Source organism: Leisingera sp. NJS201 (assembly GCF_004535885.1).
In the GTDB taxonomy this organism is placed as follows: Bacteria; Pseudomonadota; Alphaproteobacteria; order Rhodobacterales; family Rhodobacteraceae; genus Leisingera.
The window spans coordinates 1899292-1912119 of record NZ_CP038234.1; the positions used below are offsets into that span (position 1 = coordinate 1899292).

13 protein-coding genes and 1 tRNA gene are annotated in these 12828 nt (G+C 58.3%); 10 read left to right on the forward strand and 4 right to left on the reverse strand.

Annotated features, from left to right (window positions below):
- Positions 1 to 105 precede the first annotated feature (105 nt).
- The 8 genes from ETW23_RS09375 to ETW23_RS09410 all read left to right on the forward strand — a co-directional run bounded on the left by ETW23_RS09375 (position 106) and on the right by ETW23_RS09410 (position 7431).
- Positions 106 to 1149 (forward strand): cysteine desulfurase family protein, encoded by a 1044-nt coding sequence (locus ETW23_RS09375; RefSeq protein WP_134829837.1) that lies wholly within the window; start codon positions 106 to 108, stop codon positions 1147 to 1149.
- A 14-nt stretch (positions 1150 to 1163) separates the two neighbouring features.
- Positions 1164 to 2687: a Fe-S cluster assembly protein SufB gene (gene sufB / locus ETW23_RS09380; protein WP_134829838.1), complete on the forward strand. Its 1524-nt coding sequence runs from the start codon at positions 1164 to 1166 to the stop codon at positions 2685 to 2687.
- A gap of 38 nt (positions 2688 to 2725) precedes the next feature.
- Positions 2726 to 3040: a heavy metal-binding domain-containing protein gene (locus tag ETW23_RS09385; RefSeq protein WP_027258903.1), complete on the forward strand. Its 315-nt coding sequence runs from the start codon at positions 2726 to 2728 to the stop codon at positions 3038 to 3040.
- Positions 3041 to 3115: 75 nt separating this feature from the next.
- On the forward strand, positions 3116 to 3871 hold the full coding sequence (gene sufC, locus ETW23_RS09390) for a Fe-S cluster assembly ATPase SufC (RefSeq protein WP_129370840.1): 756 nt from the start codon (positions 3116 to 3118) through the stop codon (positions 3869 to 3871).
- Positions 3872 to 5152: a SufD family Fe-S cluster assembly protein gene (locus ETW23_RS09395; RefSeq protein ID WP_134829839.1), complete on the forward strand. Its 1281-nt coding sequence runs from the start codon at positions 3872 to 3874 to the stop codon at positions 5150 to 5152.
- A complete protein-coding gene (locus ETW23_RS09400; RefSeq protein ID WP_134829840.1) occupies positions 5152 to 5634 on the forward strand; it encodes a YIP1 family protein in 483 nt (160 codons plus the stop codon). The genes ETW23_RS09395 and ETW23_RS09400 overlap by 1 nt, the downstream gene beginning before the upstream one ends.
- The gene (locus tag ETW23_RS09405) at positions 5634 to 6218 is read left to right on the forward strand and encodes a YIP1 family protein (protein ID WP_134829841.1); all 585 of its coding nucleotides are present in this window, start codon (positions 5634 to 5636) and stop codon (positions 6216 to 6218) included. Before ETW23_RS09400 ends, ETW23_RS09405 begins: the two co-directional genes overlap by 1 nt.
- A complete protein-coding gene (locus tag ETW23_RS09410; protein ID WP_134829842.1) occupies positions 6211 to 7431 on the forward strand; it encodes a cysteine desulfurase in 1221 nt (406 codons plus the stop codon). Before ETW23_RS09405 ends, ETW23_RS09410 begins: the two co-directional genes overlap by 8 nt.
- A gap of 117 nt (positions 7432 to 7548) precedes the next feature.
- On the opposite strand, the gene ETW23_RS09415 is transcribed toward ETW23_RS09410, so the two are convergent.
- Together ETW23_RS09415 and ETW23_RS09420 are read right to left on the reverse strand one after the other, a co-directional pair.
- A complete protein-coding gene (locus ETW23_RS09415) occupies positions 7549 to 8139 on the reverse strand; it encodes an HD domain-containing protein (protein ID WP_134829843.1) in 591 nt (196 codons plus the stop codon).
- Positions 8140 to 8142: 3 nt separating this feature from the next.
- Complete coding sequence (locus ETW23_RS09420) at positions 8143 to 9276, reverse strand: gamma-butyrobetaine dioxygenase (protein ID WP_134829844.1); 1134 nt, start codon at positions 9274 to 9276, stop codon at positions 8143 to 8145.
- Positions 9277 to 9374: 98 nt separating this feature from the next.
- On the opposite strand from ETW23_RS09420, the gene ETW23_RS09425 reads away from it, so the two are divergent.
- The gene (locus ETW23_RS09425) at positions 9375 to 10244 is read left to right on the forward strand and encodes a LysR family transcriptional regulator (protein ID WP_134829845.1); all 870 of its coding nucleotides are present in this window, start codon (positions 9375 to 9377) and stop codon (positions 10242 to 10244) included.
- Between the two features lie 216 nt (positions 10245 to 10460).
- Positions 10461 to 11570 (forward strand): hypothetical protein, encoded by a 1110-nt coding sequence (locus ETW23_RS09430; protein WP_134829846.1) that lies wholly within the window; start codon positions 10461 to 10463, stop codon positions 11568 to 11570.
- Between the two features lie 97 nt (positions 11571 to 11667).
- Here the strand turns inward: ETW23_RS09430 and ETW23_RS09435 are convergent.
- Both ETW23_RS09435 and ETW23_RS09440 read right to left on the reverse strand, forming a co-directional pair.
- Positions 11668 to 11744, reverse strand: a tRNA-Arg gene (locus tag ETW23_RS09435).
- A 168-nt stretch (positions 11745 to 11912) separates the two neighbouring features.
- Positions 11913 to 12482, reverse strand: a complete 570-nt coding sequence (locus ETW23_RS09440) for a DUF882 domain-containing protein (RefSeq protein WP_129370849.1) — start codon at positions 12480 to 12482, stop codon at positions 11913 to 11915.
- Positions 12483 to 12828: the final 346 nt, after the last annotated feature.

Genomic DNA, 12828 nt, shown 5'->3' on the forward strand with positions numbered 1-12828 from the left:
TCTTTCCGGACCCTTCAATGGTACCGCACAAATTTCGCGGGAAAGCTTTGCGAAATGCTGCAAGGCCGCGTATGAGGCGGCAGCGATCCGTAAAAAGATGACTCTATGACACGCGTTTATCTTGACCATAATGCCACCGCCATTCTGCGCCCCGAGGCGCGGGCGGCTATGATCGCGGCGATGGATGTCTGCGGCAACCCGTCGTCGGTGCATGCCGAAGGCCGTGCCGCCAAGGCGCTGGTTGAGAAGGCGCGGGCGCAGGTGGCGGCTGCTTTTGGAGCTGACGGCGCGGATATCGTGTTCACCTCCGGATCCACGGAAGGTGCATCGCTGGCATTGGCGGGCCGCGATCTGCATGGCGCCCCGGTAGAGCATGATGCGGTGCGCGCCTGGACGGTGGAAGATCTTGAGGTAAGTGCCGATGGGACGGTCAGGGTTACCGATCCCGCATCCTGCACAGTACAATTGGCCAATTCCGAAACCGGCATTGTGCAGCACTTGCCGGACGGGCTGGCGGTGACGGATGCGACCCAGGCTTTTGGAAAATTGCCAGTGGCGTTCAACTGGCTGGGCGCGCAAATGGCGCTGATTTCTGCACATAAACTGGGCGGCCCCAAGGGGAGCGGCGCGGTTGTGATCAAACGCGGTACCGACCTGCCTGCGCAGATCAAGGGTGGCGGTCAGGAAATGGGCCGCCGGTCGGGCACTGAAAATGTCATTGGAATCGCGGGTTTCGGCGCCGCAGCTGAAGCAGCGGCAAAAGATCTGGCAAATGGTGTCTGGGACAGGGTTGCAGAACTTAGAAATATTCTAGAAAAGGCGCTTGTGTCTGGCGCAAGCCATACTATTTTTGTCGGGAAGGATCAGAGGCGGCTGCCGAACACCCTGTGTTTTGCGACGCCGGGCTGGAAGGGCGAAACCCAGGTCATGCAGATGGATCTGGCGGGATTTGCCATCAGCGCGGGCAGCGCCTGTTCCAGCGGCAAGGTGCGCGCCAGCGCGGTGCTGACCGCAATGGGATATGACGAGGCAACGGCGCAGGGCGCAATCCGCGTGTCGCTGGGGCCTGAGGCAACAGAAGAAGACGTGCTGCGCTTTGCCGATGCGTGGCTGTTAAAAGAAAAGAAACATCGCGCCCGTGCGGCGTGAGTGAGGAGATGACAATGGCCGCTTTGGACCAGACCCAAGTCAAGGATGGTGTTGACCAGGAAACCGTGGACGCAGTCCGCGAGGTTGGCGGTGCTTACAAATACGGTTGGGAAACCGATATCGAGATGGAATACGCCCCCAAAGGGCTGACCACGGATATTGTCCGGCTGATTTCGGAAAAGAACGAAGAGCCGGAATGGATGCTGAACTGGCGGCTGGAAGCCTATGAGCGCTGGCTGACCAAGGAAGAACCCGACTGGGCGATGGTGGATTATCCGGAAATCGATTTCCAGGATCAGTATTATTATGCCCGCCCCAAGTCGATGGAAGTGAAGCCCAAGTCGCTGGACGAGGTCGATCCCAAGCTGCTGGCGACTTATGAAAAGCTGGGTATCCCGCTGAAAGAACAGATGATTCTGGCCGGCGTTGAAGGCGCTGAAAATGCGCCCGCCGAGGGCCGCAAGGTTGCCGTGGATGCTGTGTTCGACTCCGTTTCCGTCGGCACCACCTTCCAGAAAGAGCTGAAGGAAGCGGGCGTCATCTTCTGCTCGATTTCCGAAGCCATCCGCGAGCATCCTGAGCTGGTCAAAAAGTACCTCGGCTCGGTGGTTCCGGTTTCCGACAACTTCTATGCCACCTTGAACTCTGCCGTGTTCTCAGACGGCTCGTTTGTCTATGTGCCGCCGGGCGTGCGCTGCCCGATGGAGCTGTCGACCTATTTCCGCATCAATGCTGAAAACACCGGTCAGTTCGAACGCACCCTGATCATTGCCGATAAAGGCAGCTATGTCAGCTACTTGGAAGGCTGCACTGCCCCGGCACGCGATATCGCCCAGCTGCATGCCGCGGTGGTGGAAATCATCATCGAAGAAGACGCCGAGGTGAAATACTCCACTGTCCAGAACTGGTATCCGGGCGATGAGAACGGCAAGGGCGGCATCTACAACTTTGTCACCAAACGCGCCGACTGCCGCGGCGACCGCGCCAAGGTGATGTGGACCCAGGTGGAAACCGGCTCTGCCGTGACCTGGAAATACCCCTCCTGCATCTTGCGCGGCAATGAAAGCCAGGGCGAGTTCTACTCTATCGCCATCGCCAACAATATGCAGCAGGCCGATACCGGCACCAAGATGGTGCATCTTGGCAGAAACACCAAATCGCGCATTGTTTCCAAAGGGATCAGTGCCGGTAAGGCGCAAAATACCTATCGAGGGCTGGTGTCGATGCACCCAAAAGCCAAGGATAGCCGCAACTACACCCAGTGCGACAGCTTGCTGATCGGCGGCAACTGCGGCGCCCACACGGTTCCCTATATCGAGGTCAAGAACAACTCCTCGCGCGTGGAGCATGAGGCGACCACGTCCAAGGTGGATGACGACCAGCTGTTCTACTGCCGCCAGCGCGGCATGGACGAGGAAGAGGCGGTGGCCCTGGTGGTCAACGGCTTCTGCAAGGACGTGCTGCAGGCGCTGCCGATGGAGTTCGCCATGGAAGCGCAGCAGTTGGTTGCGATCTCGCTGGAAGGGTCTGTCGGCTGATGGCTGGCCCTTGGGCAGCACCGCAAGGAGACAAGAGTATGATCGTCACGACCACACCAAGCGTCGAAGGCTACCAGATCGCCGAATACAAGGGCATCGTGGTGGGCGAGGCGATCATGGGCGCCAATGTTGTGCGCGATGTCTTTGCCTCGATCACCGACATCGTCGGCGGCCGCTCGGGCGCCTATGAAGGCAAGCTGCAGGATGCCCGCGAAACGGCGCTGGCCGAACTGGAAGACCGGGCTCGGGACAAGGGTGCCAATGCCGTTGTCGGCGTGGATTTGGATTACGAAGTGGTCGGGCAGTCCATGCTGATGGTCTCGGCCAGCGGCACCGCTGTGGTGCTGGGATAAAAATGCAACGGCTCCAGCCGGGGCCATGGAATATCGCAGGCTGTATGCCCGCAAGACATGTGAGACGAGGAAAAAATGCTCGAAATCAAAAACCTGCACGTCAAACTTGAAGACGAAGACAAGCAGATCCTGAAAGGCGTCGACCTGAAAGTCGAAGCAGGCAAAGTACACGCCATCATGGGGCCGAATGGTTCGGGCAAATCCACTCTGTCTTATGTGTTGTCCGGCCGCGACGGTTATGAGGTCACCGACGGTTCTGCCGAGCTGGAAGGCGCAGACATTCTGGAGATGGAGCCGGAAGAACGCGCCGCAGCCGGCATGTTCCTGGCGTTCCAGTACCCGGTGGAAATCCCCGGTGTCGGCAACATGACCTTCCTGCGCACCGCGGTGAACGCACAGCGCAAAGCCCGTGGCGAGGAAGAGCTGTCGGCCTCCGACTTTTTGAAAATTATCCGCGCCAAAGCCAAAACCCTGAAAATCGACGCCGACATGCTGAAGCGCCCGGTCAACGTCGGATTCTCCGGCGGTGAGAAGAAGCGTAACGAGATCCTGCAGATGGCGATGCTGGAGCCGAAGCTGTGCATCCTGGACGAGACCGACTCCGGCCTTGATGTCGACGCGATGAAACTGGTGGCCGAAGGCGTGAACGCGCTGCGCGACGAGGGCCGCGGCTTCCTGGTGATCACCCACTACCAGCGCCTGCTGGACCACATCAAACCGGACGTGGTTCACATTCTGGCAAACGGCCGCATCGTCAAGACCGGCGGCCCAGAATTGGCGCTGGAAGTTGAGAACAACGGCTATGCCGGCATCCTGGCAGAGGAGGCGTAAATGGCCCTGCCGGAAGTAAAGCAAAGCGCAACCGAGGCGCGGTTGTCCGCGCTGACCCTGCCGGAAAGCGGCTGCCTGAAGGCGGCCCGGCAGGCAGCGCTGTCGCGGGTCCAGACCATGGGCCTGCCCAGCCGCCGGGATGAGTATTGGAAATACACCCGTCCCGAAACCCTGGTGCAGGCTGAGGCTCTCAATGCCGCAGTGTTCGCTGCGGAGGAAACACCAATGTTCAGCGCTTTTGAGCGGTTGAACATTGTTTTTGTCGATGGCGTTTTCGACGCTGAAGCCTCGGATGATTTGTCGTTGGAAGGTTTGACCATCGACCGGATCGAGGATATCTGCTGCAAAGATATCCATTGGGCCAAAGACTTGTACGGTGTTCTTGAAGCACGTGGCCAAACCCCGGTGGAACGCCCGCTGGCTGCGCTGAACACCGCTTTTGCCACCGATGGCGTGGCGATCCGGGTGACCGGCAAGGTCTCCAAACCGATCAACTTTACCTATGTGCACTCGGATGAGAGTTCCGACGCGATCCTGCATCACGTGATCCGCGTGGAAGATGGCGCCGAGGTTACAATCCTGGAAAACGGCCCGGCAGCCTCGCGCTTTAACAAATGCATGGAGATCGACATTGCCGACGGTGGCAAGCTGCATCTGGTGCGGGCACAGGGCCGCGACCACGAGCGCCGCGCGGCAACGCATCTGTTCACCCGTCTCGGCACCGAGTCTGTGTTCAAGTCATTTACTCTGACCGTGAACGGTGTGCTGACCCGCAACGAGGCGGTGATTGAGCTGACTGGCGACGATGCGGTTGCGCATATTGCGGGCGCTTGCGTCGGCGATGGCGACTTTCACCACGATGACACCGTGTTCATCACCCATGACGCGGTGAACTGCGAAAGCCGCCAAGTGTTCAAGAAGGTGCTGCGCAACGGGGCTACTGGTGTGTTCCAAGGTAAAATCCTGGTGAAGGAAGGCGCGCAAAAGACTGACGGGTATCAGATTTCCCAATCCTTGCTGCTGGACGGCGACAGCCAGTTCCTGGCCAAGCCGGAACTGGAAATCTATGCTGATGACGTCGCCTGCTCGCATGGCTCCACCTCAGGTGCGATCGACGAGGAAGGCCTGTTCTACCTGCGCTCGCGCGGGGTTCCCCATGCCGAGGCGACCGATCTGATGACGTTGGCCTTTCTGGCCGAAGCGGTGGAAGAGATCGAGGACGCGGAGATCGCGGCCGACATCGTCTCCCGCCTCGAAGGCTGGCTGGCCCGGCGCCGCTGATGTCCGTTACCACGGATATCCCGGCGACCTACAGGGGGCCGCGCAAGGTGTTTGCGCGGCTTCTGGACATGGGCGTGCGCGAAGACCGGCTGTTGATTTTCCTGCTTAGCGGCTGTGTGCTGACCTTTGTGGCGCAGATGCCGAGGCTGGCGCGCGAGGCGCATCTGTCGGGTCAGGAGCTGAATATGCTGCTGGGCGGGTCATTGCTGGGCATCGTGTTTATCGCGCCGCTGATCCTGTACGTGCTGGCACTGGCCGCGCATTGGATTGCCCGCGCGGCAGGCGGGCAGGGCGAGGCCTATTGCGCCCGGCTGGCGCTGTTCTGGGCTTTTCTGGCAGCCAGCCCGCTGATGCTGCTGAACGGGCTTGTCGCCGGCTTCATCGGGACTGGTCCCGCCTTGAACCTGGTGGGGGCACTGTGGTGTGCGGTCGTTCTGTGGTTCTGGGTGTCCGGCATGATCCAAGGGTATTGGGCAAAGTAATGAACGCACTGGCCGCCTTTGCCCTGCTGACGGTGAAATCGCCGCGGGATGCTGCGCATCAAATCCTCGCCCAGGATTGGCCGCGCGAGGCGCTATGGACAGGCTTTCTGCTGTCAGTGGTGCTGAACACTTGCGTCTATACACTGCAGCAAGTGCTGTTTCCGCTGCCGCCTGAGGTTCTGATACCGCGGTTTGCGCCTGGCGCCTATTTTGCGGTTATCCTGCTGCTGCAAATCAGCTTCATCGCCATGCTTGCAACCACTGGCCGATGGCTGGGCGGTCAGGGAAATCTGGCTGAACTGCTTGCACTGGTGACCTGGCTGCAATTGCTGCAAGCAGGCCTTAACGCAGCTGTTGTCGCGATGCTGCTGGTTTTGCCGGCCCTGGCTGCCCTGCTGAATATTGCGGCGAACATCATGGTGTTTTTTATCCTCTTGCACTTCGTCAATGCGGCGCACAAATTCGGCTCTGTCTGGCGGTCGCTTGGGGTCGTCATGATGGCCAGCATGATCCTGGTGTTTGCCCTTCTCTTTATCGTGGGTCTGATCGGCCCAGCCAATCTGGGACTTCCCGAAAATGTATGACGTGGAAAAAATCCGTGCCGACTTTCCGATCCTTGCGCGGGAGGTGAACGGCAAGCCGCTGACCTATCTGGACAACGGTGCGTCAGCCCAGAAGCCGCAGGCCGTGATCGACGCGGTAACACGCACCTATTCCGAGGAATATTCCAACGTTCACAGAGGCTTGCACTTTCTTTCTAACCTCGCGACCGAGAAATACGAAGCCGTGCGCGGTGTTATCTCCCGCTTCCTGAATGCAGGGGATGAAAACACTATCGTGCTGAATTCAGGCACCACCGAGGGCATCAATCTGGTCGCCTACGGCTGGGCCATGCCGCGGTTTGAAGCGGGGGATGAGATCATCCTGTCGGTGATGGAACATCATGCAAACATCGTGCCCTGGCACTTCCTGCGTGAACGCCAGGGCGTGGTGCTGAAATGGGTCGACGTGGCAGATGACGGCAGCCTGGACCCGCAGAAGGTGATCGACGCGATCACCCCCAAGACCAAGCTGATTGCGGTCACGCAATGCTCAAACGTGCTGGGCACTGTAGTGGACGTGAAGGCGATTACCCAAGGCGCCCATGCCAAGGGTGTGCCGGTACTGGTCGATGGCTCGCAAGGGGCGGTCCATATGCCCGTCGACGTGCAGGATATCGGTTGCGACTTCTACGCAATTACCGGTCACAAGCTGTACGGCCCCTCCGGCTCGGGCGCGATTTATATCAAGCCTGAACGCATGGCTGAGATGCGCCCGTTCATCGGCGGCGGCGACATGATCAAGGAAGTTTCCAAGGAGCAGATCATCTACAATGATCCTCCAATGAAGTTCGAGGCCGGCACGCCGGGCATCGTTCAGACCATCGGCTTCGGCGTAGCGCTGGACTACATGATGGATCTCGGCATGGACAATATCGCCAGGCACGAGGGCGGGCTGCGCGATTACGCAATGCAGCGTCTGACCGGCCTAAATTGGGTGAATGTGCAAGGGCAAGCTGTTGGGAAGGCTGCGATTTTCAGCTTTACAATGGAGGGTGCCGCACATCCTCATGATGTCTCTACCATTCTCGACAAAAAAGGTGTGGCGGTGCGTGCAGGCCATCATTGCGCCGGACCGCTGATGGATCATTTGGGTGTGTCCGCCACTTGCCGTGCCTCTTTCGGCCTCTACAACACCAAGGAAGAGGTCGACACACTGATCGACGCGCTGGAGCTGGCACACGAGTTGTTTGCCTGACGAGCTGCCACTGACCCGCGAAAACGGCGCCCAATGGGCGCCGTTTTGTGTTCCAGAACTGAGGCAGCTGGGAACAGAAGTCTTCAGCTAGTCCCGGCAGATTCATTTTGCGAAATTTCAAGCATTCATGTGTTTGTCGACCATTCGCTGCACCATCGGCGCAAAATGCCAGTAATCGGGCGTTTCCATGTCCGCGCGTTTACCAGCCTCGTCCAGGTAGCGCACGGCGATGATCTGCTTGAGGTTTGGGTTCTTCTCCATCTCGGTCACTTCTTCCGCATTCATCGGCCCGCCTTGCAGGTTCAGCGAATGCACGGAAGCCTCTGATAAACGGCTAAAATACTCGGGCTTGGTGGCGCAGAGATAGCGTTTGGCCGCCACATGGTACCGCACGCAGTCGGTGATCACAGAAGGGAAGAACTGTTCCAGCACCTCGGCGCCGGCCTCCTCGTGAAACCGGTCTTCGGTGTCATCCATTGAGAATGTCCCGAACTCGCTGGTGAAATGGCCAATATCGTGGAGAAGCGCCCCTACGATGATCTCTTCCGGCTGGCTGTTCGCTTCGGCGATGGTGGCGCCTTGCAGCATATGTTCGGTCATGGTGACCGGCTCTCCCAGGTATTCTTCGTCGCCGCGGCGGTCAAAGATATCGCCGATGAAGGCGACAATGTTGTCCTGGGTCAGTGTGCTGAAATCCGGCTTGTTCATTGTTCAGCCCTCCAGCTGGGCATTCAGAACGTTCAGGGTCGACAGCAGCCCGTCCTTGTCAGCGTAGCATCCCTGCAGCCAGCGCGAACCGGAACCGGAATACCCCAGACGCGCATGCATCACCCGGGTGTTGTCGACGATAAAGCTCTCGCCCGGTTCCAGCTTGAAAGAAACCCCCATGTCCGGATCATCAATGAATTCGCCCAACCGCCGGTAGGCCGCGTAATAGGTCTCCATCTTTTCAAAGGGCACGTCGACAAACGGTGCGGAGGAGCGGTTGTTGAAGCGCATGCCGGTCAACTCACCATCAGGCGCGAGTTCAATCATCGGGCGGCGCGAGCGCAGATGCACGCCGTCGGAGCCTTTGTATTCGAACCGGGCCGGGTAGCCGGCAAGCAGCGCAAAACCTTCCGGGTCCTCTTCGCGCAGCCGTTCCGCCGCGCGGAACCCGTCCACCACGATGCTGTCGCCGCCTTCTGCCGAATTTTCCAGGCAATACAGGATCTGCAAGCTTGGCACCGGATCGCGGTAGGGGTTATCAGTATGCGCCTGCAGCCCCAGGCCGGTATAAGCGAGGTTGGTCGGGTTCACCTCGGTTCGTACTTCAAAGAAGCGTCCGTAATTGGTTTCACGCACAAAACCGAACATCTCCGCACAGTCGATCAGAGCGCCTTCCTTGACGGGGCCGTTCACCAGCTTTGCAAAGCCGAGACGGGCAATCGCATCCAGCCAATCGCGCTTGACCATGGGGTCGGTCTGCACGTCGTTCCAGTCAAAGGCGGGCGCCGGTAGGCTGCTGTTCCAGGTCTGAATGTCTGGTGCAGTGCGGCCAAATTTACTATCTTTGTCAATGTCATAGGCGTGTGATTTCAACCATTCCTCAGGGAAGGTCACAGTCTTGCCGTCCGGCGCAAAGGTCACTGTCAGGGCGCCGTCTTCCACCAATGCGGTGCTGATCCTGGTGTCCGCGGGTATATCGCCGATGGTGATCAGGCGCTGGCCGTTACCTGGTGCGCGGGTTTCTGGATCCAGCGCATTATCGCGCAGCCAGATCGCGTGAAAACGGCACTGTTGGCCGTCTTCAAAAGTCAAAGTCAGAAAACTGCCGGATGTGTCAGCGGTTACGGAACGGGGCATGGGATCTCTCCGGTTGGCTTGGTTCTCCCTTGCGCTAATACCGAGGCTGAGCCATCAAGAGAACGACGGAAATCGGGGTTTGAGGGTTAGGTTTTCTAATGCCCAGGAAAGCGACCAAACAGGGCTTGCCGCCGCTTGATTGGCTGAAGGTGTTTGAAGCAGCTGGCCGGCTTGGCAGTTTCACAGCTGCGGCGGAGGAATTCGGCGCCACACAGGCCGCGGTCAGCCAGCGGATCCGGAACCTGGAATCCCGGCTGGGGCGGCAGTTGTTTATTCGCTCGGCACGCGGTGTGACGCTGACCGTGGATGGCGAAAGTTACCTGCCGCTGGTTCATGATACTCTGCTCGCATTGGAACAGGGCACCGATAATCTATTCGGTCAAAGCGCCAGGGAGCTGAGGGTTGCGGCCTTGCCATCGCATCTGGAGATGCTTTTGCTGCCGCGGCTGGGTCTGTTTTCAAAGACCTACCCGGACTTGCGCCTAGTTACGGAAACCGTTCCAAAACGACTTGAGTTCGAGGCGGCCGACGGGGCTTTGCACATCCGCTACGGACGCGGCGGCTGGCAGGGGCGCGACGGGGTCTTGCTGGCAAATGAAGTGCTGCAACCAATGACAGCACCTGGAAAAGCGGCCGGGTGGCGGCAGCTTCCGGTCATAGAATTGCGTGGAGAACGGCCGGGCTGGGCGGAGTGGGCCAGAGTGACGGGTGAATCGGAGCCTGATGCCGGTCCTGTGTCTGTAGACTCCATGGCGCATGCCTTGCGGGCTGCCCGGTTGGGGATGGGTGTTGTTTTGGGATCCAGGGCTTTGGCTGCAAATCTCTTGCAAACAGGGCAATTGGAATGCGCGCCTGCGCCGGAACTGGCTATAATTGAAGGTTATTGGCTGACTTGGCCGCCGAGCCTTGGCAAATCGCCACGGCAAAGAGCCCTGCTGGAGGCATTTAGCCAGGCACTTCGGCAGTAGGAATGCAATGCTGTGAAGCTTTACCCGTGCAAACAGCAGGGTATCTATGGGCGTTTGAGGCACCGTTGTCAGCTTGCGGGGGAAGCAAAGCCGCTGGATTGAAACACAACCCACGGCTGCGGGCATTTTTGAGAAATCCTGAACTGGCGGTAGAAAGTCAGAGCCAACGCCATAGTTTCTCTCTTGCCGGTTATCGGCACAGCGGAGGGTGTTCTAATGCGGGTGACAAAATATGCTGCGGCGGTGAGTCTGATTGCCGCAACATTTTTGCCCGGTATTGGGCATTCCTCTCCCGATGTGACCCAGGTTCAAGCACGGTTCCGAGCGTTGGAGGCGCTTTACTTCCTGCCGTTGGGGGCCTTCCCTGCAAGAGAGCTTCATACGATTTATCCGGGCGATCTGATTGATGTAGACAGAGGCACAAGGATCCTAGGGGCCGGCAGTAGTAAGAAAAACACATGTTATCCTGCGCTTACGATTAAAGGTCCCCATGACAGTAAGGAGGCAGGGTTCTTGGGGACAATGAGCGCTGAACTGCTTGTCGGTGGATCAGGCGGCGCAGGGCCAGGGGGCCTCATAGCAATCGACGCTGCTGGGCGTTTTGAGATGTCTAAACTCGCCAAATTCGACGTCGAACGCTTGACCCAAATGGATCCTTCTGCCGGAGAAAGCGTATTGTATCATCCTGAAGCCACTCCGGAATGCAGCCCTTATGCTGACGTCCTGGCGTATGATTTCCGTGGGCGGGCGATAATCTCAAGGGTTTTCAGAGGCCGGGAAGTGCTGGTCGCGGGCATCTCTCTAAATGCAGGGGTCTCTGGCTCCATTGAAAAGTCCGAACTTTTATCGGTTCTTGAAGCCGCGGCTGGCATTAGCGCTCTCCCTATAGATTCCGTGACGGTTTCGGCAGATGGACGAAGCGCCGGTTTCAACGTGATTTCAAAGCCTGGAAAGGGACATCTCGCCCTGGGATATCTACCGATGCATCTGAACAAGCGCCAAGTTGCCGCGGTGCATTATTCCCTGCAAGGCCAGCGTGGCACTGAACTTAGGAGTTTGGTCAATGCGGCGCTGAACACACCTGAACCAGGGGTATTTGCGGATATCGTTCAGGAAATCCGAGCGCTCTTCGGAGGTGAGCTGGACGATGAAGCTTGGGCCAACAGGTTTCTTTCAGCTCCGCCAGAACTTGCCGGGGATTTCATGCAACCGGCTGAGGAGGTGTTGAAAGCGTTTGGCGAGGAGGCTCCGGACTATCTACGCAGCCTCGCTTATTACGCGGCGGCAGCTGAACTATCCAGCGCAGTTAACGATTTTCAAGAGTAAGGCGCAGGAGGCTTGGAGGGCGGGCATTCCAGCACAGTATAGGCAACAAGCGCTGGTATCCCGGACGGACAGGTATAGGTAGATTTTCAGGGAATTTTGGCGCACCTGAGAGGATTCGAACCTCTGGCCTCTGCCTTCGGAGGGCAGCGCTCTATCCAGCTGAGCTACAGGTGCGTCGTTAAAGCGGGGTATAACCGTGCTTCGCAGCCTCTGCAACGGGAAAAACCGGCTGTTTACAATTTCATGGCCAAAGCTGGAGGCGTTCCGGGCTGGCGTGTGTTCTCAAACCTAAAAAGCCCGCACTAGAATATGCGGGCTTGCATTCTTGCAAAGATATGGCAGTCAGCCGCGCCAGGTGCGAACAACACCGCAATCCATATGCACGAAATTCGAACGCTGGTACTTACCGACACCGCCGGCGTGGCAGGCCTCGGCGGCCTTAGCCATTTGCGACACTGACCGTGATGCCAGCCGCAGATCTGCAGCCTGGCCGCGCATGTGCAGGGAGTTTTTTGCAACTCCGCGCGAGCGGCTGCGCAGCATTGCATTGGTTTTCGGGCTGCGGTAGCCGGACAGCAGCATAAAGGGCTCGTTCACATCCAGCAGATTGTGCGAGGCGGCCATGATATCAATGGTGCGAAGGTCCATGTCCTTGACCTGATCCGTCCGCCAATCGCGCATGAAATGATTGACTTCCCTGACCGCGTCTTTGATGTACTGGCCGTCGATCCAGTAGACCATGTCCAGACGTTCGCCGGTACGGCCGGAATACATGCGGATCCGGCGGATATCACCGCCGCCTCGCAAGAAGCCTGCTGCATTGGAAAAAGTCGGGGCTGCTGCCACTGCGGTTGCAGCAAATACACCCAAAAGAGAACGCCGGGAGATCCCCGTGCCCGTGGTTTTCGCCATTTTCACTGCGCCGTCCCGTACGCTTCTAGTCCTGCCTAATCGCCCGATGTTACGGGCTCGCCAACTGTCTTAGTTAACGTGCGGCATGTATGGCACAGCCTGAATCTGGTTCCAACATTTCTTTGCCGCACTAGAACGGATAGCCCGTTTTTCGGCAATTTCTTGCGCAAAAGGGGAGGGGCATGGAACTTTTCCCCGCGACTGTTGCAACAGGGCTTCTTAGACGCGGCATCGGTGCATCAATGTTAACATTTCGCAAATGTGAATGGACAACACCGGCTGGCATTTACCAGAATTTCAGATAGGCACCGCTAAGATTAGTAAAAAACGGCTCAAGGACCGGATA